At 71.1% G+C, this 24,865-nt stretch carries 27 protein-coding genes; 16 read left to right on the top strand and 11 right to left on the bottom strand.

Annotation, left to right across the window (positions count from 1 at the left end; all coding sequences use genetic code 11):
* Positions 1–11: 11 nt before the first annotated feature.
* Together ACFWY5_RS32695 and ACFWY5_RS32700 are read right to left on the bottom strand one after the other, a co-directional pair.
* A complete protein-coding gene (locus tag ACFWY5_RS32695) occupies positions 12–788 on the bottom strand; it encodes an enoyl-CoA hydratase-related protein (protein ID WP_379636511.1) in 777 nt (258 codons plus the stop codon).
* Positions 785–1,567 (bottom strand): PaaX family transcriptional regulator C-terminal domain-containing protein, encoded by a 783-nt coding sequence (locus ACFWY5_RS32700; protein WP_379610574.1) that lies wholly within the window; start codon positions 1,565–1,567, stop codon positions 785–787. Before ACFWY5_RS32700 ends, ACFWY5_RS32695 begins: the two co-directional genes overlap by 4 nt.
* A gap of 180 nt (positions 1,568–1,747) precedes the next feature.
* Here ACFWY5_RS32700 and ACFWY5_RS32705 point away from each other — a divergent pair, with 180 nt between their 5' ends.
* A complete protein-coding gene (locus ACFWY5_RS32705) occupies positions 1,748–1,915 on the top strand; it encodes a DUF3117 domain-containing protein (RefSeq protein ID WP_181019706.1) in 168 nt (55 codons plus the stop codon).
* Between the two features lie 80 nt (positions 1,916–1,995).
* The gene (locus ACFWY5_RS32710; RefSeq protein WP_379610572.1) at positions 1,996–3,408 is read left to right on the top strand and encodes a leucyl aminopeptidase; all 1,413 of its coding nucleotides are present in this window, start codon (positions 1,996–1,998) and stop codon (positions 3,406–3,408) included.
* A 6-nt stretch (positions 3,409–3,414) separates the two neighbouring features.
* Here ACFWY5_RS32710 and ACFWY5_RS32715 read toward each other — a convergent pair whose 3' ends face one another.
* Positions 3,415–4,053 (bottom strand): O-methyltransferase, encoded by a 639-nt coding sequence (locus ACFWY5_RS32715; RefSeq protein WP_379610571.1) that lies wholly within the window; start codon positions 4,051–4,053, stop codon positions 3,415–3,417.
* A gap of 161 nt (positions 4,054–4,214) precedes the next feature.
* Between ACFWY5_RS32715 and sigE the strand changes: the two genes are divergently transcribed.
* From sigE to ACFWY5_RS32735, 4 genes are all read left to right on the top strand, one after another.
* Positions 4,215–4,832, top strand: coding sequence for an RNA polymerase sigma factor SigE (sigE, locus tag ACFWY5_RS32720; protein WP_184967914.1), 618 nt, complete (start codon positions 4,215–4,217; stop codon positions 4,830–4,832).
* Between the two features lie 2 nt (positions 4,833–4,834).
* Positions 4,835–5,338, top strand: a complete 504-nt coding sequence (locus tag ACFWY5_RS32725) for an anti-sigma factor family protein (protein WP_379610570.1) — start codon at positions 4,835–4,837, stop codon at positions 5,336–5,338.
* Between the two features lie 154 nt (positions 5,339–5,492).
* On the top strand, positions 5,493–7,124 hold the full coding sequence (locus ACFWY5_RS32730) for a trypsin-like peptidase domain-containing protein (protein WP_379610569.1): 1,632 nt from the start codon (positions 5,493–5,495) through the stop codon (positions 7,122–7,124).
* A 763-nt stretch (positions 7,125–7,887) separates the two neighbouring features.
* Positions 7,888–8,253: a sec-independent translocase gene (locus ACFWY5_RS32735; RefSeq protein WP_379610568.1), complete on the top strand. Its 366-nt coding sequence runs from the start codon at positions 7,888–7,890 to the stop codon at positions 8,251–8,253.
* Positions 8,254–8,556: 303 nt separating this feature from the next.
* On the opposite strand, the gene ACFWY5_RS32740 is transcribed toward ACFWY5_RS32735, so the two are convergent.
* Positions 8,557–9,696, bottom strand: a complete 1,140-nt coding sequence (locus ACFWY5_RS32740) for an Mrp/NBP35 family ATP-binding protein (RefSeq protein ID WP_379610567.1) — start codon at positions 9,694–9,696, stop codon at positions 8,557–8,559.
* Positions 9,697–9,803: 107 nt separating this feature from the next.
* Here ACFWY5_RS32740 and ACFWY5_RS32745 point away from each other — a divergent pair, with 107 nt between their 5' ends.
* Positions 9,804–10,265, top strand: a complete 462-nt coding sequence (locus ACFWY5_RS32745) for a MarR family winged helix-turn-helix transcriptional regulator (RefSeq protein ID WP_379610566.1) — start codon at positions 9,804–9,806, stop codon at positions 10,263–10,265.
* On the opposite strand, the gene ACFWY5_RS32750 is transcribed toward ACFWY5_RS32745, so the two are convergent.
* The gene (locus ACFWY5_RS32750; RefSeq protein ID WP_379636513.1) at positions 10,249–10,713 is read right to left on the bottom strand and encodes a DUF1003 domain-containing protein; all 465 of its coding nucleotides are present in this window, start codon (positions 10,711–10,713) and stop codon (positions 10,249–10,251) included. The two genes, ACFWY5_RS32745 and ACFWY5_RS32750, sit on opposite strands and share 17 nt — an antisense overlap.
* On the bottom strand, positions 10,703–11,917 hold the full coding sequence (locus ACFWY5_RS32755; RefSeq protein WP_379636515.1) for a magnesium transporter MgtE N-terminal domain-containing protein: 1,215 nt from the start codon (positions 11,915–11,917) through the stop codon (positions 10,703–10,705). The genes ACFWY5_RS32750 and ACFWY5_RS32755 overlap by 11 nt, the downstream gene beginning before the upstream one ends.
* A gap of 96 nt (positions 11,918–12,013) precedes the next feature.
* On the opposite strand from ACFWY5_RS32755, the gene ACFWY5_RS32760 reads away from it, so the two are divergent.
* Together ACFWY5_RS32760 and ACFWY5_RS32765 are read left to right on the top strand one after the other, a co-directional pair.
* Positions 12,014–12,955 (top strand): DMT family transporter, encoded by a 942-nt coding sequence (locus ACFWY5_RS32760; protein WP_379636517.1) that lies wholly within the window; start codon positions 12,014–12,016, stop codon positions 12,953–12,955.
* A gap of 68 nt (positions 12,956–13,023) precedes the next feature.
* Positions 13,024–13,647 carry a class I SAM-dependent methyltransferase gene (locus tag ACFWY5_RS32765; RefSeq protein ID WP_379610560.1) on the top strand — a complete coding sequence of 208 codons (624 nt, stop codon included), beginning with the start codon at positions 13,024–13,026 and terminating at the stop codon, positions 13,645–13,647.
* Between the two features lie 4 nt (positions 13,648–13,651).
* Here ACFWY5_RS32765 and ACFWY5_RS32770 read toward each other — a convergent pair whose 3' ends face one another.
* Both ACFWY5_RS32770 and ACFWY5_RS32775 read right to left on the bottom strand, forming a co-directional pair.
* Positions 13,652–14,011 (bottom strand): hypothetical protein, encoded by a 360-nt coding sequence (locus ACFWY5_RS32770; protein ID WP_379610559.1) that lies wholly within the window; start codon positions 14,009–14,011, stop codon positions 13,652–13,654.
* 21 nt (positions 14,012–14,032) lie between these two features.
* Positions 14,033–14,623: a biotin transporter BioY gene (locus ACFWY5_RS32775; protein WP_379636519.1), complete on the bottom strand. Its 591-nt coding sequence runs from the start codon at positions 14,621–14,623 to the stop codon at positions 14,033–14,035.
* A gap of 150 nt (positions 14,624–14,773) precedes the next feature.
* Here ACFWY5_RS32775 and ACFWY5_RS32780 point away from each other — a divergent pair, with 150 nt between their 5' ends.
* Positions 14,774–15,706: an HpcH/HpaI aldolase/citrate lyase family protein gene (locus tag ACFWY5_RS32780; protein ID WP_379610557.1), complete on the top strand. Its 933-nt coding sequence runs from the start codon at positions 14,774–14,776 to the stop codon at positions 15,704–15,706.
* On the opposite strand, the gene ACFWY5_RS32785 is transcribed toward ACFWY5_RS32780, so the two are convergent.
* On the bottom strand, positions 15,696–16,238 hold the full coding sequence (locus ACFWY5_RS32785) for a DUF6529 family protein (RefSeq protein ID WP_379610556.1): 543 nt from the start codon (positions 16,236–16,238) through the stop codon (positions 15,696–15,698). The two genes, ACFWY5_RS32780 and ACFWY5_RS32785, sit on opposite strands and share 11 nt — an antisense overlap.
* The gene (locus ACFWY5_RS32790) at positions 16,235–16,900 is read right to left on the bottom strand and encodes a hypothetical protein (protein ID WP_379636521.1); all 666 of its coding nucleotides are present in this window, start codon (positions 16,898–16,900) and stop codon (positions 16,235–16,237) included. The genes ACFWY5_RS32785 and ACFWY5_RS32790 overlap by 4 nt, the downstream gene beginning before the upstream one ends.
* A 101-nt stretch (positions 16,901–17,001) precedes the next feature.
* On the opposite strand from ACFWY5_RS32790, the gene ACFWY5_RS32795 reads away from it, so the two are divergent.
* Both ACFWY5_RS32795 and ACFWY5_RS32800 read left to right on the top strand, forming a co-directional pair.
* A complete protein-coding gene (locus ACFWY5_RS32795; protein ID WP_379636523.1) occupies positions 17,002–17,982 on the top strand; it encodes a CPBP family intramembrane glutamic endopeptidase in 981 nt (326 codons plus the stop codon).
* 224 nt (positions 17,983–18,206) lie between these two features.
* Positions 18,207–21,356, top strand: coding sequence for a hypothetical protein (locus tag ACFWY5_RS32800; protein WP_379636525.1), 3,150 nt, complete (start codon positions 18,207–18,209; stop codon positions 21,354–21,356).
* Position 21,357: 1 nt separating this feature from the next.
* Here ACFWY5_RS32800 and ACFWY5_RS32805 read toward each other — a convergent pair whose 3' ends face one another.
* Positions 21,358–21,753 carry an NUDIX hydrolase gene (locus ACFWY5_RS32805; RefSeq protein WP_379610550.1) on the bottom strand — a complete coding sequence of 132 codons (396 nt, stop codon included), beginning with the start codon at positions 21,751–21,753 and terminating at the stop codon, positions 21,358–21,360.
* A gap of 74 nt (positions 21,754–21,827) precedes the next feature.
* On the opposite strand from ACFWY5_RS32805, the gene ACFWY5_RS32810 reads away from it, so the two are divergent.
* The 4 genes from ACFWY5_RS32810 to ACFWY5_RS32825 are packed head-to-tail and all read left to right on the top strand — an operon-like array spanning position 21,828 to position 24,853.
* Positions 21,828–22,454 carry a DUF6758 family protein gene (locus ACFWY5_RS32810; RefSeq protein ID WP_379636527.1) on the top strand — a complete coding sequence of 209 codons (627 nt, stop codon included), beginning with the start codon at positions 21,828–21,830 and terminating at the stop codon, positions 22,452–22,454.
* Between the two features lie 39 nt (positions 22,455–22,493).
* Complete coding sequence (locus ACFWY5_RS32815) at positions 22,494–23,102, top strand: MarC family protein (protein WP_379610548.1); 609 nt, start codon at positions 22,494–22,496, stop codon at positions 23,100–23,102.
* A 60-nt stretch (positions 23,103–23,162) separates the two neighbouring features.
* Positions 23,163–23,879, top strand: a complete 717-nt coding sequence (locus ACFWY5_RS32820) for an MBL fold metallo-hydrolase (RefSeq protein WP_379610547.1) — start codon at positions 23,163–23,165, stop codon at positions 23,877–23,879.
* Complete coding sequence (locus ACFWY5_RS32825; RefSeq protein ID WP_379636529.1) at positions 23,876–24,853, top strand: RecB family exonuclease; 978 nt, start codon at positions 23,876–23,878, stop codon at positions 24,851–24,853. Before ACFWY5_RS32820 ends, ACFWY5_RS32825 begins: the two co-directional genes overlap by 4 nt.
* The last annotated feature ends 12 nt before the right edge of the window (positions 24,854–24,865 follow it).

Consider the following 24,865-nt stretch of genomic DNA (forward strand, 5'->3'; position numbering starts at 1 on the left):
AAGTCGATGGGTCAGCGACCGTAGAAGGTGGGGCGCTCCTTGACCAGGAAGGACCGGGTGGCGTCGAAGTGGTCGTCCGTGACGGCGCACTCGTCCTGGAGAACCGCCTCCAGTTCCAGGGACTCGGTCAGGGTGTGGGTGGCGGCGTAGGCGAGCGCCCGCTTGGTGGCCGCGTACGCCTTGGTGGGGCCGTGCGCCAGCCGTACCGCCAGCTCCTGGGCGGTCTTCAGCACCTCCTCCGGCACGACCACCCTCGTCACCACGCCCAGCTCCAGCGCCCGCCGGGCGTCAAGCGGCTCGCCCAGCAGCAGGAGCTCGGCCGCGCGGCCGGGTCCGACGAGGCGCTGCAGCGTCCAGGAGGCGCCCGAGTCGGGGGCCAGGCCGATTCCGCTGAAGGCCATGGCGAACTTCGCCTTCTCCGAGGCCACCCGCAGGTCGCAGGCGAAGGCCAGCGAGGCGCCCGCCCCCGCGGCCACGCCGTTGACCGCCGCCACCACCGGCTTGGGCATCGTGGTGATCAGCTCGACGATCGGGTTGTAGTGCTCACGCACCGTGCCCGCCAGGCCGCGGCCCGCCTCCATGTTGTCCGAGTGCTCGCGCAGGTCCTGTCCGGCGCAGAACGCCCGGCCGGAGCCGGTCAGCAGCACCGCGCGCACCATCGGGTCATCGGCCGCCCGGCGCAACGCGGCGAGCAGGGCCGTCTTCAGCTCGGCCGTCAGCGAGTTCATGGCGTCGGGGCGGTCGAGTGTGATGGTGGACACGCTCTCGGACACGTCGTAGCGGATCACAGGGTCTCCAGGTTGTGGTCGACGAATGCGGCGGCTCTGGGCAGCAGGCGCGCGGCCTCCTGCTCGAAATATGCCCGCGCCTTCTCGCCCGGCCACCCCGGCGGCAGCAGTTCCGCGGGCAGGCCGGGATCGCGGAACAGGAAGTTACGCCAGCCGTGGACCAGCACGCTCCTGGTGGCGAAGACCCGGTCGTCGGGCGCGTGCGCGGGCAGCGAGTCCACCAGCGACCCGGCCTCGGCCAGCCAGCGCTCGTACGCCGCGGCGATGCCGTCCAGGTCCCAGGCGCGGGCCACGAGCTCGCACGGGTCGCCGTCCAGCGCGGCGTCGAAACGGTCGGCCACCACGCCCTCGCCGTCGAGCAGGTTGTCCAGCTCGATCGAGGACCGTGGACCGATCCAGGTCGTCTCGGACAACGCCGCGTAGCCGAGGAAGGTGAGATCGGCGCGCAGCCGTTCCCGCCTGGGGCGTTCCCGCACCGGCCCGAAGACGATCACGTGCCAGCGTCCACGCCAGCCGAGCGTCCCCGGTCGGTAAATTCTCAGTGCTGCCTCGTCCAGACGCCTGACGCACTTCGGAGTCAGGCCGTATCCGGGTCCGTGCGGCAGCCGGACCGGCGACAGCCAGCCCTGTCTGACCATGCGCGAAACGGCCGTGCGTACGGCGGGAGCGGCGATTTCCAGGGGTTTCATCAGCCGCACCAGGGCGGCAACGGAGGCCTGGCCACCGCGTGATCGCAGGTGGTCTCCGTAGAGGTCGAACAGGCCGGCGCGTGCGTGCACGAAGTCCAGTTTGGACGTCTTCGCACCCCTGGACAACGCATTCTGGGAGGAGATCGTTACCCATGAGGGCTCTCGATGCGGGAGAATAGGACATCACAGAAGACGTGAATGCGCCGGCCACCCTCCTGGAGGGCCGGCGGTCGCGGGCCGCGGGAGCCCAAGGCAGGAAGGGATACACGCATGGCGGCGATGAAGCCGCGGACCGGCGATGGTCCGCTGGAGGTCACCAAGGAAGGGCGCGGCATTGTCATGCGCGTCCCCTTGGAGGGTGGCGGCCGGCTCGTCGTGGAGATTTCCGCCGACGAGGCGCAGGCGCTCGGCGAGGCGTTGAAGAACGTCGTCGGCTGAGCGCTTCCCGAGACAGCTTCGATCGACGGCCCTGGCGTGCCTCCGCGCCAGGGCCATTGACGTGTTTGGAGAGATGACCCGTGCCCATTGAGACCACGACGTCGGTGGTTTCCGAGATCCCCGCCGAGGCCGAGCTGCTGGCGGTGCCGTACTCCTCCGACCTGGAACCGGCGCTCTCCCTCGACCTGCTCCTGCCCCCGGCGGCGCTGCTGGCCCACTACGAGGCCAAGGGCGAGGCCGGCGAGATCGTCGAAGTGCCCGTGGCGCGGGGTGAGGAGGTCGGGCGCGTCCTGCTCTACGGAGTCGGGGACGGCTCGCCGAAGGCGCTGCGCAAGGCCGCCGCCGCCCTGACGCGCCGCGCGAAGGGCCGCGACACGCTCACCGTCGTCGTTCCCGACGGCGACGGCGCGGCGTTCGCCGAGGCCGCGCTGCTGGCCGCCTACAGCTTCAAGGTCACCTCCTCGCCGGGCAAGAAGCCCGTCTCCGCGCTCGTGTTCGCCGGCGCCGACGAGCAGGCGGTACGGCGCGGCGAGATCGTCGCCCAGGCCGTCGCGCTCGCCCGCGACCTGGCCAACACGCCCTCGTCGGTGAAGAGCCCGGCCTGGCTGGCCGAGCGCGCCGGCGAGCAGGGCGTCCCCGTGCGCGTGTGGGACGAGGAGGAGCTGCGGGCCGGCGGCTTCGGTGGCATCCTCGCGGTCGGCCAGGGCTCGGCGAACCCGCCGCGGCTCATCCAGCTCTCCTACGACCCGCCGGGCGCCACCAGGCACGTGGTGCTCGTGGGCAAGGGCATCACCTTCGACTCGGGCGGGCTGTCGCTGAAGCCGTCCGACAACATGAAGGTCCAGAAGACCGACATGGCCGGCGGCGCCGTCGTCATCGCGGCCGTGTCCGCGCTGGCCAAGCTGGGCGCGAAGGTTCGGGTCACCGGACTGGTGGCGGCGGCGGAGAACATGCCGTCCGGCAGTGCGCAGCGGCCCAGCGACGTCATCACCCATTACGGCGGCCGCACGGTCGAGGTGCTCAACACCGACGCGGAAGGCCGCCTGGTCCTGGCCGACGCCCTCGCCTACGCCGACGACACGCTCGCCCCCGACGCCCTCGTGGACATCGCGACCCTCACCGGCGCGATCAGCGTCGCCCTCGGCCGCAACGTGGGCGCCGTCTACGCCACCTCGGAAGAACTCGCCGGAGAGCTGCTCGGCGCCGGTCAGGCCAGTGACGACCGGCTGTGGCGGATGCCGCTGATCGATGACTACGCGCCCGCGTTGGAGTCGTCGATCGCGGACCTGGCCAATGTCGAGGTGGGTTCCCGCTTCGGCGCCGGATCGATCACGGCCGCGCTGTTCCTGCGGGAGTTCGCGGGCAAGCGGCCCTGGGCCCACCTGGACGTGGCCGGGGTGGGGCGCAGCACGGTGGACGAGGGCGTGCTGACCAAGGGCGCCACGGGCTTCGGCGTCCGCCTTCTCGTGGAGTGGCTCGGCCGCCCGGCCTGACCGCCTTCAGTCGCTCAGCTTCACAGCGGCCAGCAGCCCGTCGCCCAGCGGCATCATCAGCGGCCGTAGCCGATCGTCACCCTGCACGAGCTTGCCCAGCTCGCGCAGGGCGACCGTGTCCGGGTCGCGCTGCGCCGGGTCGGCCACCCGGTTGTGCCACAGGACGTTGTCGAACGCGACGATCCCGCCCACGCGCAGCAGCCTGACGGCCTCGGCCAGATAGTCGGAGTACTCCTGCTTGGCGCCGTCGGCGAAGACCATGTCGTACCCGCCGTCCGACAGCCGGGGCAGCACGTCGAGTCCACGGCCGACGATCAGCCGCACCCGCCCGCCGGAGAACCCGGCGTCGGCGAAGGCCTGACGGGCCAGCCGCTGGTGCTCAGGCTCGACGTCCACGCTGGTCAGCGTGCCGTCGGGACGCATGCCGCGCAGCAGCCACAGCCCCGACACACCGCAGCCGGTGCCGATCTCGACCACCGACTTGGCGTTGAGCGCCGTGGCGAGGAAGCAGAGCGCCGCCCCGCCTCCGGGAAGGATGGGCACCGCACCCATCTCCTGGCCGCGCTGCCGCGCCGCGAGAAGCACCTCATCTTCCAGATGGAACTGCTCCGCATAGGCCAGAGTGGCCTCTACCGGGCTGGTCATCGGCCCCCTCCCCCCACTTTCGTGCGATTGGTCACCGATCGCAGCCTAGGGGAGACACGCCCGGACGGGAACTCAAGTCGGTCCTAACGCGTTGCAGGTTTAAACGGGCTTTGCCGGTCCGGAAGGCAGGCAGTGCGCATGAAGGGACGAAACCAGGCACTATGGCTGTAGCGGTGGTCCCAAAGAGAGGAGCCTTGGTGGACGGAAGCGACCACCAGGTGTCTGAGTGGACTCCTCCCACCTGGGAGGAGGTCGTGCGGACGCACTCCGCGCGCGTGTATCGGCTGGCGTACCGGCTGACCGGCAATGTCCATGACGCCGAAGACCTCACACAGGAGGTCTTCGTCCGGGTATTCAGGTCATTGTCCAGCTACACCCCCGGCACGTTCGAGGGCTGGCTGCACCGGATCACGACGAACCTGTTCCTTGACATGGCGCGGCGCAAGCAGCGCATCCGATTCGAGGGATTGGCGGACGACGCGGCGGAACGGCTGCGCGGTCGTGAACCGTCTCCGGCGCAGGCGTGGGACGACGCGCACTTCGAGGCCGACGTTCAGGCGGCGCTTGACGCGCTCGCCCCCGAGTTCCGTGCCGCGGTGGTGCTCTGTGACATCGAAGGCCTGTCGTACGAGGAGATCGCGGCCACGCTCGGCGTGAAGCTGGGTACGGTCCGGAGCCGTATTCATCGTGGCCGGGCACAGCTGAGGGAGTCGCTCGAACATCGGGCGCCCCGAGGCGCTGAACTCCCCCCGACCGTGATCCGTGGGGAGGAAGGCTAGGAATGTCTCATCTTGGAGAGAGTGTTTCCGCGCTCGTCGACGGCGAACTGAGCCACGTCGAGCGCGAACGGGCGCTGGCCCATCTCACCTTCTGCGCCGAATGCAGAAGGGAGGTCGAGTCGATGCGGGCGCTGAAGTCGCGCCTGCGCTCGCTCGACGGCCCGGCCATGCCCGCCGACCTGACCATGTCACTGCTGCGGATGTCCGAACCGGGTGGGCCGCTGCCGCCGCGCGAACGCCCTTTCCCTCCCACGTTTGGAGGGGTGCCGCTCCCGGGACCGCACAGCATCTCCCCTTTGGACAACCGGCCGCGAAGGGACGCCTTCGGTGGTACTTCCGGCCCTGGACGGGGGAGTAGGCGCCGCGGCGCCTACGTGGCCGTGGGCGTCATGTCCGCCGCGGTCGCGCTCGGCACCTTCTTCGCCGTCAACAGCACCGCCGAGGTGGGCAGCCCGCCGCCGGTCGAGCTCTTCCAGGTTCAGCAGGCGCCGGGCAACACCCCGTGATGTCCTGGGCCATTGGCCTGGGATACTCGAAGGATGGCGTAGTCGTCGGTGAGAGGGGCATACGATCGGGGTTCGGGCCTTACAGGGGCTTATGACCCACGTATGCCGTTCACGCCAGGATTGCGGTGTCCGAGCGAGGAGTGGTGAGACTTAGATGACCGACGAGACGCGCCCCACCGAAGGACGCATGCCGTCGGACTCCCCCGAGTCGCAGGAGCGGCCGGAGTTTCTGCCCGCGGGCGAGGAGCAAGGCGCCTGGGGAGACCCGTCGGGCCGCTCCGCCAACCCGCCACCGTCGTACGGCGGGCCCGGCGACCAGCCGCCTCCCACGTTCGGCAACCCGCCCTCCGACCCGCCCTACGGGTCGTATGGTTCGTACGGCTCATACGGTGAGGCCGCGCCCACGTTCGGCGGCCCGACCGGCGAGCAGGAGCCCCGGTTCGGGACGCCCGCGCAGCCGTCGTTCGGCCCGCCGCCCTACTCCGGCTCCTACGCGGGCTATGGCGGCGGCACGCCCCGGCAGGGCGACACCGCCGTCTACAGTTCCCCGCAGTACGGTGGCGAGACCCCGCCGCCTCCGCCACCCCAGAACGCCTTGGGCATGGGCTCCGGCTGGGCCCCGCCGCCCGGCCCCGGCGCGGGAGTACCGCAGCGCAAGGTCGCCCTGGGCACCGGCGGGCTGATCGCCGTGGCCGTGGCCATCGCGCTGATCGCCTCCGGTCTCGGCAGCGTCGGCACGTACCTGCTCACCAGGTCGGGCGGCGGCACCGACCCCTCCTACACGCTCGGCCCCGCGCCCAGCGGCGCGATCAACCGGCCTCCGGAGTCGGTGGCGGGCGTCGCCTCGCGTGTCCTGCCCAGCGTCGTGTCCCTGGAGGTCGGCAACGGCGGCGCCGAGGGCGCCAGCGGCTCCGGCTTCCTGATCAAGGACGGCTACGTGGTCACCAACAACCACGTCGTCGCCATGGCGGCCAGCGGCGGCGAGATCCAGATCATGTTCGCCAACCGCAAGACCACCACGGGCCGCATCGTCGGCCGCGACCCGGGCTCCGACCTGGCAGTGGTGAAGCCGGAACAGACGTTCGGCACCCCGGAGATCACGCTCGGCAACTCCGACCAGGTCGTCGTCGGCGACCCGGTCATCGCGATCGGCTCCCCGCTGGGCCTGAGCGGCACCGTCACCACCGGCATCGTCAGCTCCCTGAACCGCCCGGTCATCGCCGGAGACGAGAGCGGCCGGGCGGCCGAGGAGCCCGCGTACATCTCCGCCATCCAGACCGACGCCGCCATCAACCCCGGCAACTCGGGCGGCCCGCTGGTCAACGCCAAGGGCGAGGTCATCGGCGTCAACTCGGCGATCGCGACGCTGAGCCGTTCGTCCTCCAGCCAGGGCGGCAGCATCGGCCTGGGCTTCGCGATCCCGGTCAACCAGACCCGCCGGGTGGCCCAGGAACTGATCACCACCGGCAAGGCCAAGCGCCCCCGGATCGGCATCGTCCTGGACAAGAACTACCGGGGCCAGGGCGTTCGCATCGCCTCCGAGCCGGACCAGGGCCGCCAGCCCGTGGACGCCGGCGGCCCGGCCGAGAAGGCGGGTCTGAAGGCCGGCGACGTCATCCTGGAAATGGACGGCCTGCGCCTCCAGGACGGCAACGAACTGATCGCCCTGATCCGCGCGAAGGCCCCCGGCTCCAAAATCACCGTAAAATACGAACGAGCCGGCCAGGAACGCACCGCCACCCTGACCGTGGTCGCCGACGAAACCCCCTCCCCGTCGCCGTCGTGACCGGCGAGCCTTTCTCCTCTCCGTGAAGCGTCGCTTCGCGCATCGTCTGTAGGCGTGGACTCGGTGCTTGTTCGTGCGGTGCTTGTCCGTGCGGTGCTCGTCCGTGCGGTGCTTGTCTGTGCGGTGCTTGTTCGTGCGGTGCTTGTTCGTGCGGTGCTTGTTCGCGCGGTTTCCGTTACGGCAAGCCGCGCCACCGCCACCCGCCGACGCGGGCGGGCGCCGATCGTGGGGATCGCTTCTCACGTCGCACAAATGACCCACCGCAACGGCCCGACGTAACCGGCTGACACGGGCATTGACCTGCTCGCACGACCACGCTTGCCCGGCTCACACGGCCGGTCCTGGTCAGCCCGGCAGCCCCGCTGTCCGGCAGCCCGGCGGCCCGGGAGCCCTGCGGCCGGGTGGCCCTGCGGTCCGGCGGTCCGGGAGCCCTGCGGCCGGGTGGCCCTGCGGCTCCGCGGCCTGCGGCCCGGCGGCAAGGCGCCCCGCGGTCCGGCGGCCCCGCGGTCCGGCGGCCCGGTTACACGGCTGCACGGTGGGGTGGGGTTGTGGGTTTGTGGTGGGGTTGGGAGCGGTTGCCGGGTGGTTGGGGTGGTTGTGGGTTGTTGTCCTGGGGTGGGGTTGGGGGGTGTCGGCTGGTTGGGGGTTGATCTTGGGAATCGTCTTGGCAGGTGGGTGGGCGTTCTAAGTGGCCTTGCGAACCCTTAGTCTGGGAGTGGCCGGGGTTGTCCCCGGAGCCAGTTGGACTGCGGTAGGAGTTCAGGTGTTCGGACTCGGGTGGGCGGAGATCGGGGCGCTCGTCGTCATCGGGTTGCTGGTGTTCGGGCCCGACAAGCTGCCCCAGGTGGCTTCGCAGGCGGGTCAGACCCTGCGCAACCTCCGCCGCATGGCCACCAACGCCCGCGACGACCTGCGGACCGGGCTGGGCCCGGAGTTCTCCAATTTCGATCCGGCCGACCTCAATCCCAAGAACTTCGTCCGTAAGCACCTGTTGGACGACATCGAGGATTCCTGGAACGACCGGCCTCAGCAGGAGCTTGAGCCGGTCGCCGCCGCTCCGTACGCGCCGGAGCCCCTGGAAGAGCTCGGCTACGGCGAACTCCCGCCCTACGATTCCGAAGCCACCTAACCCCGACCCACCTGCCGCCCGTCCTGTCTGGCGTGCGTGTCGACCCCTTACCGCCCTGCCCAAAAGCCCTGGGCGGGTCCTGGTCAAGTGTGGCCGTTGCGGTGGGTCATTTGTGCGACGTGAGAAGCGATCCCCACGATCGGCGCCCGCCCGTGTCGGCGGGTGGCGTGGGGGCGGCTTGCCGTAACGGATGGGGGCGGTTGAAAGAGAACCCCAGAAAGCGCCCACAGCGCCTCTAAACGGCGCGCGCCGCGTCGGCGGAGGGCCGACGCGGCAGACGCGGCGGAGAGCTGGAGAACGGCGTCAGCGGGCGGTGGGCGAGATGCCGAGTTGCATGCCCTTGAGGCTGTTCGCGCGCTTGCTCAGGGCGTCGGCGATCGAGCGGAGCTCCGTGGCGGCCGGGGAGTCGGGGTCGGTGATGACGAGCGGCTTGCCCTCGTCGCCGCCCTCGCGCAGGCGCATGTCCAGCGGCACCTGGCCCAGCAGCGGCACGCGGGCGCCCAGCGTGCGGGTCAGCGCGTCGGCCACGTTCTGGCCGCCGCCCTCGCCGAAGACCGGGATGCGCTCGTCGCAGTGGGGGCAGGGTAGCCAGGACATGTTCTCGATCACGCCGGCGATCTGCTGGTGGGTGGAGGCGGCGATCGAGCCCGCCCGCTCGGCCACCTCGGCGGCCGCCTGCTGCGGGGTGGTCACGACCAGGATCTCGGCCCCGGGCAGGCGCTGCGCAACCGAGATGGCGATGTCGCCGGTGCCGGGCGGGAGGTCCAGGAGCAGGACGTCGAGGTCGCCCCAGTACACGTCGGCGAGGAACTGGTGGAGGGCGCGGTCGAGCATCGGGCCGCGCCAGACCACCGGCGTGTTGCCCTCGGGCTTGAACATCCCGACCGAGATGACCTTGATGTCATGCGCCACCGGCGGCATGATCATGTCTTCGACCTTGGTGGGCCGTTCGGCGGCGCCGAGCATGCGGGGGATGCTGTGGCCGTAGATGTCAGCGTCGACGATGCCGACCTTGAGGCCGTTGGCGGCCATGGAGGCCGCGAGGTTGACGGTGACGGAGGACTTGCCCACGCCGCCCTTGCCGGAGGCGACCGCGAACACGCGGGTCAGCGAACCGGGCTGGTTGAAGGGGATCTCCTTCTCGGGCCCCTTGTTGCCGCGCAGCTTGGTCTGGAGCTCCTTGCGCTGCTCGGTGCTCATCACGTCGAGTTCGAGCTCCACGCCCGCGACGCCTTCGACCTTGGACACGGCGTTGACGACGTCGCGGCGGATGGTGTCCTTCATCGGACAGCCGGCGACGGTGAGGTAGACGCCGACGCGGACGGCGCCGTCGGGGGCGATGTCTACGCTCTTGACCATGCCCAGATCGGTGATCGGGCGGCGGATCTCCGGGTCGATGACGGTGGCGAGGGCGGCCGTCACCAGTTCCTGCGTCGGTGCCATGGAAATCTCGGCACTCCTTTGTGGTTTATGGATGACGGGTTCCATCGTATGAACCCGAGGCAAGTCGCTGCTGTATAGATGTGCGTGCAACGTTCTAAGGTTACTCCGTGACTGTTCTGCGCGACGAGGGCCTCGACGTCCGGGAGCTCGAGGTCTGGCGGGCGCTGCAGCGTGCGCAGGTGCGGGTGGCCCGCCACCTGGAGGCCGAGCTGCTCGTCGCCCACGACCTCCCGCTGGCGTCCTACGACGTGCTGATGCAGCTCGCCGAGGCCCCGGAGCGGCGGCTGCGGATGAACGACCTGGCCGACCGCGTGCTCCTCTCGCGCAGCGGCCTCACGCGCCTGATCGACCGTCTGCAGCGCGACGGGCTCGTCGCGCGCGAGGCGTGCGCGAGCGACGCGCGCGGCCTGTTCGCCGTGCTCACCCCCGAAGGCGAGGTACGGCTGGCCGACGCCACCCCCACCTACCTGCGCGGCGTCAGGACCCAGTTCCTCGACCCGCTCAGCGAGGAGGACCTGAGCCGCTGCCGGGCGATGCTGGCCAAGCTGGGCCTCACTGAGGAGTCCTGACCTGCTGGGCCTGCTGGAGTTCTGAGCGGATGAAGTCGCGGGTGGCCATCTCGCCGAGCGTGATCCTGAGCCCGGCGATCTCCCGGGTCAGGAACTCCAGCTCGGCCTGGCCGGCCTCCCGCGCCTGACGGTCCTGCTCGCCCTGCACGCGGTCGCGGTCGGCCTGCCGGTTCTGGGCGAGCAGGATGAGCGGCGCCGAGTACGACGCCTGCAGCGACAACATCAGCGTGAGAAAGATGAACGGGTACTCGTCGAACCGGACGGCGGCCGGCGCGAGCACGTTCCACAGCACCCAGCACAGCACGAACACCGTCATGTACACGAGGAACCGCGCGGTGCCGAGGAAGCGGGCGATCCGCTCCGACAGCCGCCCGAAGTCCTCCGGGTCGTAGTGCGGCCGGATCGAGCGCCTCAGCTCGCGCGGCTGGTCGAGTCGCTCACGTGGCATGTCGCTCCCGCCAGTCTTCGGGCAGCAGGTGGTCGAGCACGTCGTCCACGGTCACCGCGCCGACCAGCCTGCCGCCCTCGTCCACGACGGGCGCGGCCACGAGGTTGTACGTGGCGAGGTAGGACGTGACCTCGGGCAGCGTGAACCCGGGCCTGATCGGGTCGATGGTGTGGTCCAGCGTGGCCCCCAGCAGCATCGACGGCCGCTCGCGCAGCAGCCGCTGGAAGTGCGTGACTCCCAGGTACGCGCCGGTGGGCGTCTCGGTGGGCGGCCGGGTCACGTACACCTGGGCGGCCACGGCGGGCGAGAGGTCGCGCTGGCGGATGTGCGCGAGCGCCTCCGCGACGGTGGCGCTGGGCGGCAGCACGACCGGTTCGCTGGTCATCATGCCGCCGGCGGTGTCCTCGTCGTAGTCGAGCAGCCGCCGCACGGGCGCGGCCTCGCCGGGCTCCATCAGCGACAGCAGTTGCGCCGCCTGCTCGACGGGCAGGTCCTGGAGCAGGTCGGCGGCGTCGTCCGGGCCCATCTCGGACAGCACGACGGCGGCGCGGGTGGGGGCGAGGGTGGTGAGGATGCCGATCTGGTCGGTGAAGGGCAGCTCTTCCAGTACGTCGGCGAGGCGTTCGTCACCGAGTTCCGCGGCCACCTCGACCCGGCGCTTGAACGGCAGCTCGTGCAACGCGTTGGCCAGGTCGGCGGCGCGTTCGGTCTCGAAGGCGGCGATCAGGCCGGCGGCGCCCTGGTCGCGCTGCATGGCGTCGAAGCCGCGTACGTCGCCCCAGTCGACGACGCGGGTCTCGCGCCGCTTGCCCTTCTGGTAGATGGCGACCTTGGTGAGCGTCCAGTCGGTCCTGCCCTGTTCCATGGCCAGGTCGTAGACGATCCAGGGGCGGTCGTCGAGGGTGACGGTCTGGTCGAGGAGCTGGCCGATCGTCAGGGTCTCGGTGACGCGTTGTTCGAACCTGCGCATGTTGAGCCGTCCGGAGAAGACCACGGCTCCGGTCTCGATGGCGCGTACCCGGGTGATGGGCAGGAACACGCGACGGCGCGGCTGCACCTCGACGACCAGCCCGTGCGCGCGCGGCGGCAGCGTGCCCTCGGCGGTGGGGCGCAGGGACACCACCACGTCGCGGACCCGGCCGATCTGGTCACCGGACGGGTCGAAGACCGGGGTCCCGGCCAGCCGGGCGACGAAGATCCTCACCTGAGCAGGCTAAACGAGTGAGGGCGGCCGGGCATTGCGCCTCGCCCACAGGGCATGTCAGTATCCATCGGACATAACACTCATTACTCTCAGGATGTGTTGACGTTGCGGTATGCGGGACTGGCGATCGCCTTCGTCTCCTCGTGTTGTTTCGCCTTCTCCGGGCCGATGGCCAAGTACCTGAACGCCGCCGGACTGGTGCCGATCGAGGCGGTCTGGGTGCGGATGGCCGGTGCCGGAGTGCTGCTCGTGGCGGTGCTGGCCGTGGTCAAGCCGCAGGCGCTGCGCATCCCGCGCGACAAATGGGGCTTCTTCGCGGCCTATGCGGTGATGGCGGTGGCGGGGGTGCAGGCGTTGTTCTTCCTGGCCATCACGCGGCTGCCGGTGGGGGTGGCGTTGCTGCTGGAGTACATGGCGCCGGTGATGGTGGTGGTGTGGGTCCGCTTCGTGCGCAAGGTACGGCTGCCGCGGGCCGCGTTCGTCGGCGCGGTGGTGGCCGTCGTGGGCCTGGGCGTGGTGGTCGAGGTGTGGCAGGGGCTGCGCTTGGACGCTCTGGGGTTGTTGCTGGCGTTGGTGGCGGGGGCGTGCTGCGCCGGATATTTCCTGATGAACGACAGTTTTGGGGATGAGATCGACTCGCTGGGTTTGATCGCGTGGGGAATGATCGGCGCCGCAGTCGTCCTGGCCCCGTTCGCCCAGCCGTGGAACATCCGCTGGAGCGCCTTCACCCAGACCGTGGCCCCGAACGGCGGAGTGGCCCTCCCCGTCCTCGGGGCGTACGTGTGGATGGTCCTGGTGGCCACCGTGATGGCGTACATCCTGGGCGTCAACGCCGTCCGCCGCCTGTCGGCCGCGGTGGGCGCGACGGTGGCATCCCTGGAGGTCATAGGAGGCGCCATAGTCGCCTGGGCACTGCTACGCGAGTCCCTGGGCCTGTTCCAGATCATCGGCGGCCTGACGGTCCTGAGCGGCGCCCTGCTCGCCCAGACCGCCACCGCCCAGCCGGCCCCCGTCCGCGAGCCGGTGCACGCGGCCTGACTCCGGCTGGTTTGCCGGTTCGGCAACGAGGTTTGCCTAATTGCGGGTCGGCGGCGAATAGTGCGGGTGTGAGCGAACACGAGGAATTCTGGGATGCCCGCTACAGCGAGAGTCAGCGCATCTGGAGCGGCGAGCCCAACACGATGCTGGTGACCGAGGTCGAGGGGATGACCCCTGGCCGGGCGCTCGACCTGGGGTGTGGTGAGGGCGGAGACGTCGTCTGGCTGGCTCGGCGGGGGTGGCGGGTGACGGGGGTGGACGTCTCCCGGGTGGCGCTGGAGCGGGCCGGGGAACATGCCAAGGAGGCCGGGGTGGCCGATCTGGTCGACCTTCAGTGGCATCAGCTCGGGGAGAGCTTCCCTGAGGGCGAGTTCGACCTGGTCTCGGCGGCGTACCTGCACAGCACGGTCGAGATGTCCAGGGAGGCGATTCTGCGGGCCGCCGCGGCGGCGGTGGCGCCGGGCGGGGTGCTGCTGGTGCTCGGGCACTCGGGGTGGGCCACCTGGCAGCACACGCCGCCACACGACGTGCACTTCCCGACGCCTGAGGAGGTGTACGCGTCGCTCGCGCTTCCCGAGGGCGAGTGGGCGCTGGAGCGCAGCGCGGAGTTCGAGCGCAGCCAGAACAGCCCCGACGGGGAGCCCGGCACCCGCACCGACAACGTGCTTCGGGTACGCAGGCTCCCGGCCTGATCTCCTAGCTCGCGGGCAGGGTGATGCGGACGATCGTGGAGTCGCGCGCCCAGCGCTCCGCCAGATGCTCGGTGTCGGGGGCGTTGAGGCGGTCCTTGGCCAGGGCGGCCACCGCCTCGGGTTCCGTCGACGGGTCGATCACGGTCACCGGCGCGTCGAACTCCACCAGCCGTGCCCCGTTGTCCTTGCTGCGCAGCGTCACATGGACCTCGGAGCGCTCGGCCAGGCCCGGCAACTCCTGCTCGCCGCCCCCGGTCACCAGGTAGACGGCGCCTTCGTGCAGGGTGTGCCAGGCCAGGCGCGGGCGGTCGAGGGTGAGCCAGAGGACGCCGGACTTCTTCGCGCCTTCTTCGATGACGGTCACGCCTTCGACTTTAGCCGTGGATCAACGGCCGGCCAGCTTCCAGGCGGCAGGAAGCAGGCCGGCCGCGAGGGCGATCTTGACGGCGTCGCCCACGAGGAAGGGGACGATGCCCACCGCCACCGCGCGGCCGAGGTCCATGCCGGTGACGGCCATGAGGACGGGCAGGCCGAAGGCGTAGATGGCGAGGTTGCCGAGGATCATGGTGCCGACGGTGCGGAGCGGGGTGCGGTCGCCGCCCCGGGCGGCGAGGTGGCCGACCAGGACGCCGGCCGCGACGAAGCCGATCACGTAGCCGAACGACGGCACCAGGCCGCTGCCCGCCCACGCGGTGTTGCCGTCGGCGAACCAGGGCACGCCGGCCAGCCCGGCCGCGAGGTACAGCAACATGCTGAGCGCGGCCCTGTTCATGCCCAGCGACGCGCCCATGAGCAGCGCGGCGAACGTCTGGCCCGATACCGGCACCGGAGAGCCGGGGATGGGAAAGCTGACCTGGGCGGCCAGGCCGGTCAGTGCCGCGCCGCCGACGATCAGGGCGAGGTCGCGCACGCGCGCGCCCGGCAGCAGGTCGGACAGTACGGCGGGCCGCCCGGCGGCCGAGGGGACAGATGCCATCGGTGATTCACTCCCTTTGCTAGCGTTCGGCCCCCATTGTTGGCAGACCTCGTTAGAGGATCCGTACAGCGGAGACCGACAAAGAAACCATGGCCGCCATAGACAGGACCCCTCCTGTCCACCCCGCACCGCACCCATTACCGTGTGCGCATGCGATCACGTCGTTCGGTACTCGCGGTGCCCGGCAGCAACCCCCGCTTCCTGGAGAAGGCCCAGACGCTCCCCGCCGACGCGGTCTTCCTCGATCTGGAGGACTCGGTCGCGCCCGCGGCCAAGCCGGAGGCGCGCAAGAACATCGTGGCCGCGCTGCGTGAGGGCGACTGGAGCGGCAAGGTGCGTACGGTGCGGGTCAACGACCTGACCACGATGTGGACGTACCGGGACGTGATCGAGGTGGTCGAGGGCGCGGGCGAGTTCCTGGACGCGATCATCCTGCCCAAGGTGCAGGACCCGACCGAGGTCGTCTGGCTGGACACGTTGCTCACCCAGATCGAGAAGACGATGGGGTTCGAGGTCGGGCGCATCGGCGTCGAGGCGCAGATCGAGAACGCGCGTGGCCTGGTGAACGTGGACGCCATCGCCGGATCGTCCGGGCGGCTGGAGACGCTGGTGTTCGGGCCGGCCGACTTCATGGCCTCGATCAACATGCGCACGCTGGTGGTGGGGGAGCAGCCGCCCGGCTACACCGAGGGCGACGCCTATCACTACATCCTCATGCGCATGCTGATGGCCGCGAGGACGCACGATCTGCAGGTCATCGACGGTCCGTACCTGCAGATCAAGGATGTCGAGGGGTACCGGCGCATCGCGCGCCGGGCGGCGGCGCTGGGGTTCGACGGCAAGTGGGTGCTGCACCCGTTGCAGGTCGAGGCGGCCAACGAGGTGTTCTCGCCGGCGCAGGACGACTACGACCACGCCGAGCTGATCCTGGAGGCGTACGAGTACTACACCACCGTGGAACGGCGCGGCGCGGTCATGCTGGGTGACGAGATGATCGACGAGGCGTCGCGGAAGATGGCGCTGGTCGTGGCGGCCAAGGGACGGGCCGCGGGGCTGCGCCGGACCACGACGTTCACACCTTGACGCCGATCGTGGTGAAGAACCAGAACGACGAGGTGAGCCAGAGGCCGACCAGCGCGGTGAAGGCCAGGCCGCCGAGGACCGGGAGGGTCCAGCCGGGCAGACCGCGCTTGGGCAGGGCCAGTAGCTTCGCGGTGAAGACGCCGTAGAAGAAGCAGCCGAGCAGTGAGTGGATCATGACTCGGGGCACGTCGTACTGCAGGCCGAGCGCGTACAGGCAGTGGAAGGCCACGGGGATGGTCAGGACGAACGCGAGCCGGCCGGACCAGCGGTGCACCGCCGGGTGGATCCGGATCTTGATCTTGCCCCACATGGACAGCGCCGAGATCACCTGGACGAAGGCCAGCACGAACGCGCCGGTCGTCAGCCAGGACTTCATCGCCAGCGCGCCGGAGAACCCGGCGGGGCCCACCGCGAAGCCGGTCGGGGTGTGGGCCCTGCCGTACACGCCGAGGGCGACCATGACCAGGCCGCCGAGCAGGAGGGGAACCAGCAGCGGGGTGAGGCCGCCGCGGCGGGGCTCGACGGCGGTCATGAGATCTCCTCGATGTCCTGCGGGTAGAGCGTGGTGTCGCCCAGGCGCACCGGAGCGTTGGGCCGGGTGGTGTCGAGGGTGGGCGCGGGGGTCTTCTTCTCCCCTTCGACGGCCAGGCCCACCTGGTAGAAGCCGTTGCCGTCCGGCCTCCTCAGCATGATCCAGCCGGCCTTGATCTGGGCGCCTCTGACCACGGCGCTCGCGCGGTAGAGGCCGGAGGGCTTCTTCACGAGCGGCGCGGAGAAGTCCCAGGTCTTGCCGCCGAGGGCCAGTTCGCCCGCGGCCTTGCCGCCGCCGAGTGCGGCGGTGACGTTCGCCTCGCCGAAGCCTTCGAGGTCGATCGCGCCGTCGGCGGCCTTGCCCTTGAACCAGGCCTCGGTCCTGCCGTCGCAGAAGTAGGCGATGGCCTTGCCGTTCCGCACGGAGATCGCGAGGAGGCCGCCCTTGACGCGGGTGGCGTAGTCGGCACGCGCCGGAGTGGGCTTCGCGGTCGCGGTTTCCGCCGGGGGTGGCGGCTCGGTGGCCGCGTCGGTGGTCGGCGCAGCGGAGGCGGCCGCGGCGGTCTCTCGGGCCGCCGGGGTCGCGGTGACGCTGGCGACACCGAGCCCGGCGAAGAGCACCGCGCCCGCCGCCAGGGTGATGACAGGTCCCAGCCTTGACATGACATGGCTCCCAGGGTCGAAACGTCTTACGCCCTCAAGAATCCGCGCGTTTCGGGAGCCCGTCTGTGAACTAATGCTCACCCGCCGGACAGAATGATGGAATGCAGGAGAACCAGATTCCGTACGGCCAGCCACATCCGCAGCCGGGTCCCTACCCGCCGCCCGCGCCGCGGCAGCCCTGGTTCCTGCCCACGCCACGCGGCGCCCGCTACGACCACCTGGCCCGCAACGGCGCCGGCGAGCTCTGGCGCCCGATCGTCGGCACACTGATGGTCGGCGTCGCCTTCTTCCTGGTGGGGCTGATCGTCCTGCTGGTGGGCACGGTCCTGTCGGTGGTCCTCGGGATGCCCCAGCCCACGAAGCCGGAGCAGCTTTTCGGCGATCCGCTGTTCGGGCTGGTGTTCCTGCTGCTGTCGATCGCGGCCGTGCTCCCGGTCGTCTACGGTACGGCGGCGCTCATCCAACGCCGCAGGCCCGGCACGCTCTCCTCGGTCGCCGGCCGGTTGCGGTGGTCGTGGATGCTCATGTGCGGCGGCGTGGCGATCCTGGCCCTGATCCTGGGACAGGTGGCCCAGCTCGCGGTGTTCGTGGTGACCGGCGAGGGGACGGACGAGGTCTTCAAGTGGGCCGGGTGGAGCGGGTTCGTCCCCGCGCTGGTGATCATTTTGCTGCTGGTGCCGTTCCAGGCGGCGACCGAGGAGTACATGTTCCGCGGGTGGTTGCTGCAGGCGTTCGGGGCGCGGCTGAACAACCCGTGGTGGGGGATCGTCATCGGGTCGGTGCTGTTCGCCTCTCTGCACGGTTACACATGGGTGGGGCTGATCGACGTGTTCAGCTTCGGGGTGGTGACCGGGTTCCTGGCGGTGCGTACCGGGGGGCTGGAGGCGCCGATCGCGATGCACGTGGTCAACAACGTCCTGGCGTTCGGGGTCAGCGCGGCGGCCGGGGAGCTGGACAAGGCGCTGGAGCAGGGGGCGGTGCCCTGGCAGGCGCTGGCGGGGACGGTGGTGCAGTTGAGCGTGTACACGCTGGGGGTGCTGTTTCTCTCGCGAAAGCGGTCAGTCAACGCTTTTTCGGGATAAATCGCAAAGTGGTGCTATGAATCTCACTAGAGAGGTCTCGCCAATCCGGGCTGGGCGTGTTGCTCTGGAATGCGTGGGTGTTGAGGGATTCCGGAGGTGATCATCTCTGTGGGATGGGGTAGAGGTACCTGCGTGCGCTAGATCGGTTTTTATGCCGACATAGGCAGCCAATGAGGACGGCATAACTGGAACGGTCCGGCCCCCCCGACGAGGAGGTGCTCCGCGTGGCCTCCGGCCCCAGCGAACCGCCCCGGCACCCGCCGGACGACGACGAGCCGCGCCCTCCGGAGGAGCCGAGAATCCGGCACACCCCGCCGGGCCCCACCGACGACCGGGCCCGCGGCGTACCGCTCGCCTCGCCCTGGGGGCTGCCTCCGTTCGCCTCGCCCACTCCCGAGGACGAACCCCCCGAACCCCCGAAGGGTCGCCGGCCCTACAGCTCGCCCACCGCGGAACCGGAGGCCGAGCCCACCCGCCGCCGCCCCCGCCGTATCGTCAGCCACCCGGACAAGCTCGTCGCCTCCGGCCCACCCCGCCCCCTCCCCACCCCGCAGGCCCCACCAGAGGCGGGGACGCCAAGCTCATCGGAGGCAGGGGCGCCGGGCCAGCCAGAGGCAGGGACGCGGGGCCCAGCGGAGGCAGGGGAGCCGGGGCCGCAAGAGGCAGGGGAGCCGGGACCGTCGGAGGTAGGGGCGTGGGAAGAGCAGAGGCCGCCTGAGGTCGCGGCGTCGTCCGAGTGGGACTCGGGCGAGGCGACCCAGCCGGGTGTGCGGGCGCGGGGGGCGCAGCCGTACCAGAACCTGCGGCCGTACCAGAACCCGCGGCCGGCCGAGCCCCAGCGGGAGGGCATGGTCCCGCCCACCTGGAGGGGCGGCGCCGAGGACGAGGTCGCCCGGTGGGGCGGCGAGGACGTGCCCGGCTACCGTGGTGCGGCTTCGGAAGACGAGCCGCTGGCCGAGGACGAGCGGGGGAGGCCGGGCCGGGACGAGCCGGTACGACGGGTGGGACGGCCGCCGGCCGGTCGGCCCACGCGGCCCGATCTGCTCGTGGCCTCCGGCCCCGACCGGCAGGGACGGCACCACCGCGGCCAGGCGCCCGCCGCGTTCCGCAGGGCCGGCCCGCTACGGCGGCGACGGCGGGTGCTCGGGCCGGTGGCGTTCGTGCTCGCCCTGGCCGTCGCCCTGAGCGCGGGCGTACTCGGGTGGCGCTGGTGGAGTTCCGGCGGGCCGGGCACCCAGACGGGCCTGCGGCTGGAGGCGGCGGCGGGACGCTCGGGCGACGAGGTGTTCACGGTGGCCGGCGCGAGCGACGGCTCCAACCAGAAGCTCAACGCCATGGCCTCGGCGGGCAAGACGGTCGTGGCCGTCGGCAGTGACACGACGAGCCCGACGCCGCGCCCGTTGTTCCTGTACTCGCAGGACAGCGGCAAGAGCTGGCGGCTCGGCACCGCGGGCGCGTCAACCAGCGCCACCGCCACCCGGGTCACCGGCGGCGCGGGCCGCTGGCTGGCGGCGGGCGGCGACGAGACCGGCGTCGAGCACGGCCTGTGGACCAGCACCGACGGCGCCGCCTGGACCGCCGTCGAGCCCGCGGCCCTGGACGACGCCTTCAGGAAGGGCGACTACGTCCACGACATCGCGCGGACAGCCTCCGGGTTCGTGGCGGCCGGCCGTACCGCGAGAGAGGACGGCTCGACCGGGCCCGCGGCGTGGCAGTCGCCGGACGGGAGGAGCTGGCAGCGCGTCGACCTGCGCGGGCTTGAGGCGGGTGAGTTCCGCGCGGTCGTGGCGCGCGGCGACACCGTGCTGGCGCTCGCGCAACCGGTGCAGGGTGAGGGCTCGCGCGTGGTGCGCTCGGTGGACGGCGGCCTCACCTGGCAGGCGACCGGCTTCCAGCTTCCCGAGGCGGAACCGAGGGCGGGCTCGCTGGCGGTGCTGGGGAAACAGTTCGTGCTGGTGCCGATCAGGCGCCCGCCGGTCGGCGGCGAGGTGCGGGTCTACTGCTCGCCCAGCGGCGCCGACTGGGGCCAGTGCGGCACGATCAACCTCGGCGGCCGGAGTCCGGGCGTCGAGACCACCATCTCGTACGGCGGCGGCGTCGCGGTGATCAGCCCGGACGGGCCGGACAAGTACACGGTGCTGGCCACCACCAACGCCCGTGCCTGGACCAAGCGCGCCGACCTCGGCAACCTGGCCGGCGCCTCGCTGCGCGGCTTCACCATGACCGACACCGGGCTCCTGTTCGGCGGCGGGGACCAGGCGGCCGCGGACGTGGGCAACCAGCTCGTGCTGATGTCCGCCCCGGCCAAGGGCAGGGCTTCGCGCGTACCGCTGGCCGGGATCGAGGGGTTGTCGCGGATCGCCCGTGAGACGACCCGCCTGGCCGCCGCCAAGGGCCAGTACGTCGCGGTCGGCGCGGCCTCGGGCGACGCCGGCGTCTGGACCAGCAAGGACTGGCAGAACTGGACCTCGACCAGCCTCGGCGGCCCACGCCGTCAGATGCTCAACGACGTCGTGTACGGCCGGCGCGGCTGGCTGGCCGCCGGCGCCACCGAATCGGGCACCTCGGCCACCGACCCGCTGATCGTGACCAGCGCCGACGGCCGTACCTGGAAGCAGGCGCCCGCGCCCGCCAGAGCCGACGGCCACACCTACCTGGACGTGCAGTCGGTCGCCGCCGGCGACAAGGGCTACATCCTGGCCGGCGAGGACCGGGGACCGAGCTCGGCGGGCGCGGCCATCTGGTTCACGCCCGACCTGCGCAAGTTCACCAGAAGCCAGAAGCTGCCCCAGGGCGGCGCCGGGGTGCGCATCTTCGACCTGGCGGCCACCCCGGACGGCTATGCGGCCGTGGGCAGCTCGGGCATGGGCGAGCAGGAGAGCGCGGTCGTCTGGACGTCGAAGGACGGGCTCAACTGGACCCCGCGCAAGCGCCCGACGCCGCCGGACGCGTCCTCGGCGGGGCTGCGGCAGGTGGTGGCCTTCGGCGACATGCTGGTGGCGACCGGTACGGCGCAGCTCGGCGGGACGTCCAGGGCGTTCGCCGCCTCCTCGGAGGACGGCGGCGCGAGCTGGCGGTACGCGTGGCTGCCGGCCGAGCGGGCGGCGGCGGTCCACGACCTGGCGGCCGGTGAGAACGGCCTGGTGGCGGTGGGCTGGCACGGTCAGCCCGGCGGGGCGGACAGCGCCGCGTGGATCTCGGCCGACGGGCTGACCTGGGCCAGGCAGGACCTCAAGGACCCGCGGCTCCTGGGGGACGGCATGCAGTGGCTGGCGGCGGTCACGACCAGCGGCGCTCAGGTGGTGGCTTTGGGCCGTTCGACCACGTACACGGCCGACCACCTGACCCTGTGGACGTTCCGCCTGGCCGGTTAGGTCATCGGGGGAGGACGTTCCACGAGGTCAGGGTGGCCAGGAGGCCGTCGGTCAGCGGGAGGACGGCGAGGTCGGCGGCGGCGCACCAGCGGGCGTCCTTGGCGTCGTCGCCGGGGGTGAGTGCGCCGCCGGTGGGGGTGGCGAGGTAGTCGCGGATCTCGTAGACGGTCCGCCCGGGGCCCGGCCGGTCGACGGCGCCGGTCAGCGGGCCTGGGGTGATGGTGAGGCCGGTTTCCTCGCGGATCTCGCGGATGAGGGCGTCGTGGTCGGTCTCGCCGGGGTGGACGCGGCCGCCGGGCAACGACCACAGGCCTTCGCCCGGTGGGTGGCCGCGCTGGATGAGCAGCAGGCGTCCAAACTCATCGAAAATTATCGCTCCGACACAATTTACGCGCACAACTCCAAGATTACGACGGGATAACGGCCTGTGCTCTTGACTGGACCGTGCCCGACGACGCACCGTGGGTAGCTGTGAGAGCGGCTCCAACGTGTCCACGGTGTTTTGGCCCGCTTCATGCGCCCAGTGTGTGGTCGAGCGCCTGGCGGTGCGCCGCGCACGGGGACGTCCTGCCCTACCAGCCGCCGTGGCAGCCGTCCGCCGGCGCGGCGGACGAACTGCGCAAGTCATCCAGGGTGCCGGTGTGGCTGCCGTGGCCGCTGCCGCCCGGGTGGCTGGTCACGGGGTTCGCCGAGGCGGGTGACGACCGTAGCGGCGGGCGGGCCAGCGTCGTGGCGCTCGGCGGCCCGTCGGTGACGAGCGGCCCCGCCGACCTGCTGGTCATCGCCGAGGAGCCGGGAGTGGGCCTGGGCGCCGCCTTCGCCGGCCTGGACGGCCCCGACCCCGGCGAGGGCTTCGACTCCGGCCCGCCGAACGCCAAGATCGACGTGCTCGGCCATCCGAGCGCCCTGTGGTGCGTGAACGGCGCCGCCGACCGGGCCGTCTACGCCGGTGAGGCCATGGGCAACTGGCTGTGGACCATCGCCTGGCCCGCGGAGGCCGGCTGCCTGATCGCGCTGCTGCAGCTCAGCCTGCGCGACCTGCGCGAGCATGACCTCGACCTGCCCTTCGGTGCTTTCTCCCCGCGCCTGGAAGACTAGGATCGGCAGCACTTCCCCCAACCGGCAGTTGGGGGCGCGGTGTCCGGCACCAGGTTCTTCGTCGAGGCGTTCGTGACGATGTTCGTCATCATGGACCCGCCCGGCGTGATCCCCCTCTTCCTCGCCTACACCAGCGGACGCTCCCCGCTGGAGCGCCGGCGCATCGCCTGGCAGGCCGCGGTGACCGCCTTCTGCCTGATCGTGGTCTTCGCGGTGTTCGGGCAGGCGATCCTGGCGTACCTGCACGTCGAGGTCGCCGCCATGCAGATCGCCGGCGGCCTGCTGCTCCTCCTGGTCGCCCTGGAGCTGCTGCGCGGGGTCTCCCAGCCGTCGAGCGAGAGCATGCGCTCGAACGTCAACGTGGCGCTCGTGCCGCTGGGCACACCCCTGCTGGCCGGGCCGGGCGCGATCGTGGCGACCATCGTCTTCGCCCAGCAGGCGGGGAGCCGGCCGGGCGGCATCCTCGCGCTCGGGCTGGCGATCGCGGCGGTGCATCTGGTGCTGTGGGTGTTCATGCGGTTCTCGGTGAGCATCATCCGCGTCATCAAGGAGAACGGGGTGGAGCTGGTGACCAGGATCGCCGGCCTGCTGCTGTCTGCGCTGGCGGTGCAGCTCATCATCAACGCGATCAGGTCATTGCTGGCTTGACAGGAGATCCGAACAGGCGGGACACGGCGTACTGGAAGAAAACTCAGTATTGTTCGTGGCGTGACAGCGCGTATCGAGCGAGTGGTGACCGAGGGCGTCGTCGACGTCGACGGCGTGGAGTACAAGGTCGAGAACAACACGTGGATCGTGGGTGACGACGACGAGGTGATCGTCGTCGATCCCGCACGGGACGCGGAGAAGATTCTCGAGCAGGTCGGCGAACGGGAGGTGCTGGCCGTCATCTGCACGCACGGCCTGCCCGACCACGTCGGCGCGGCGATCGAGGTGGCCAGCAGAGACGAGGCCGTCGTCGCGCTGCACCCCAAGGACAAGCCGCTGTGGCGGGAGACCTGGTCGGAGACCTGGCCGGACATCGACATGGAGGACGACGGCATCTTCGGTGTCGCCGACGTCCAGCTCGACGTCATGGAGACGCCCGGCGTCACCCCCGGTGGCGTCTCGCTGTACTGCGAGGCGCTCGAAGTGGTCTTCAGCGGCAAGTCGCTGCAGGCCGACGGCCCCGGCAAGCTGGCCGGGGAGTATCCGCGGCTGGCCGACCAGCTGACCGCGATCGGCGGGCGGCTGTTCACGCTGCCGCATGCCACGCGCATCCTGGCCAACCACGGTGACGAGGTCACCGTCGGCGACCTGGAGCCCCACTTCGACGACTGGGTCTCCGGCTCGCTCACGCGGGTCGAGACCGGCGAGGCGCCGGCCGAGGGGCCGCTGACCGACGCGTCCAAGATCGCCGGGATCAAGCTCAACCCGGACAAGTGAGCGTGTACGACCAGCTTCCGCTCGAAGGGATGCCGCGGCGGCTCTACTCGTGCACGCCGTCGCGGCTCAACACGTGGCTCGACTGCCGCCGCCGCTACCGGTTCACCTATCTTGACCGGCCGCAGCCGGCCAAGGGGCCCGCCTGGGCGCACAACTCCGTGGGCGCCAGCGTGCACAACGCGCTGGCGGGGTGGTGGCGGGAGCCGTACGAGCGCAGGACGCCGCTGACGGCGGCGATCCTGCTCACCAACGGGTGGATCACCGAGGGTTTCAGGGACGGCGAGCAGTCGGCGCAGTGGCTCGGCCGGGCCCGCGACCTCGTTTCCGGATATGTCGCCACGCTGGACCCATCGGATGATCCGGTGGGGGTTGAGCGCACCGTCGCCACGCGGACCAAGGTCATCGCGGTCTCCGGCCGGATCGACCGCCTCGACCGGCGCGGTGACGAACTCGTCGTGGTCGACTACAAGACCGGCCGCCGCCCTCTCACCCAGGACGACGCGCGGTCCTCGCTCGCGCTGGCCATCTACGCGATCGCGGCGTCCAGGATGATGCGCACCCCGTGCTACTCGGTCGAACTCCACCACCTGCCGACCGGCGAGATCGTCGAGTGGCGCCACACGGACGACACGCTGCGCCGCCACCTGTCGCGGGCCGAGGAGATGGCCGTCGAGGCCGCCGACGCCGACGAGCGCTACCGTGCGGCCCTTTCCGACGTCCCGGCGCCGCGTTCTGGCTCTGGCTCCGGTGCCGGTACGGCCGGCCGTACCGCACCCAGGGCCCCGCGGCCCGAGTCCGGCGGCCCGCTCCAGCCCGCCACCGGTGGGCAGAAGACAGTGGTGTCGGCGGAACTGGACGACCTGTTCGCGCCGAGCCCGGGGCCGATCTGCGGCTGGTGCGACTTCCGCCGCCACTGCCCCGAGGGTCAGGCGGCGGCACAGGAACGCCGTCCCTGGGACGGCCTCGCCGACTGACCCGCGCGGAGA

It is taken from the genome of Nonomuraea sp. NPDC059007, assembly GCF_042740555.1.
Lineage (GTDB): Bacteria > Actinomycetota > Actinomycetes > Streptosporangiales > Streptosporangiaceae > Nonomuraea.

Excerpts from the sequence above, each read along its gene's own strand:
- ACFWY5_RS32715 (WP_379610571.1), bottom strand. The coding sequence starts at position 4,053 with ATGACCAGCCCGGTAGAGGCCACTCTGGCCTATGCGGAGCAGTTCCAT.
- ACFWY5_RS32775 (WP_379636519.1), bottom strand. The coding sequence starts at position 14,623 with ATGGCATCTGTCCCCTCGGCCGCCGGGCGGCCCGCCGTACTGTCCGAC.
- ACFWY5_RS32725 (WP_379610570.1), top strand. The coding sequence starts at position 4,835 with ATGTCTCATCTTGGAGAGAGTGTTTCCGCGCTCGTCGACGGCGAACTG.
- ACFWY5_RS32780 (WP_379610557.1), top strand. The coding sequence starts at position 14,774 with ATGCGATCACGTCGTTCGGTACTCGCGGTGCCCGGCAGCAACCCCCGC.
- ACFWY5_RS32790 (WP_379636521.1), bottom strand. The coding sequence starts at position 16,900 with ATGTCAAGGCTGGGACCTGTCATCACCCTGGCGGCGGGCGCGGTGCTC.
- ACFWY5_RS32705 (WP_181019706.1), top strand. The coding sequence starts at position 1,748 with ATGGCGGCGATGAAGCCGCGGACCGGCGATGGTCCGCTGGAGGTCACC.
- ACFWY5_RS32785 (WP_379610556.1), bottom strand. The coding sequence starts at position 16,238 with ATGACCGCCGTCGAGCCCCGCCGCGGCGGCCTCACCCCGCTGCTGGTT.
- sigE (WP_184967914.1), top strand. The coding sequence starts at position 4,215 with ATGGCTGTAGCGGTGGTCCCAAAGAGAGGAGCCTTGGTGGACGGAAGC.
- ACFWY5_RS32795 (WP_379636523.1), top strand. The coding sequence starts at position 17,002 with ATGCAGGAGAACCAGATTCCGTACGGCCAGCCACATCCGCAGCCGGGT.
- ACFWY5_RS32750 (WP_379636513.1), bottom strand. The coding sequence starts at position 10,713 with ATGCCACGTGAGCGACTCGACCAGCCGCGCGAGCTGAGGCGCTCGATC.
- ACFWY5_RS32730 (WP_379610569.1), top strand. The coding sequence starts at position 5,493 with ATGACCGACGAGACGCGCCCCACCGAAGGACGCATGCCGTCGGACTCC.
- ACFWY5_RS32740 (WP_379610567.1), bottom strand. The coding sequence starts at position 9,696 with ATGGCACCGACGCAGGAACTGGTGACGGCCGCCCTCGCCACCGTCATC.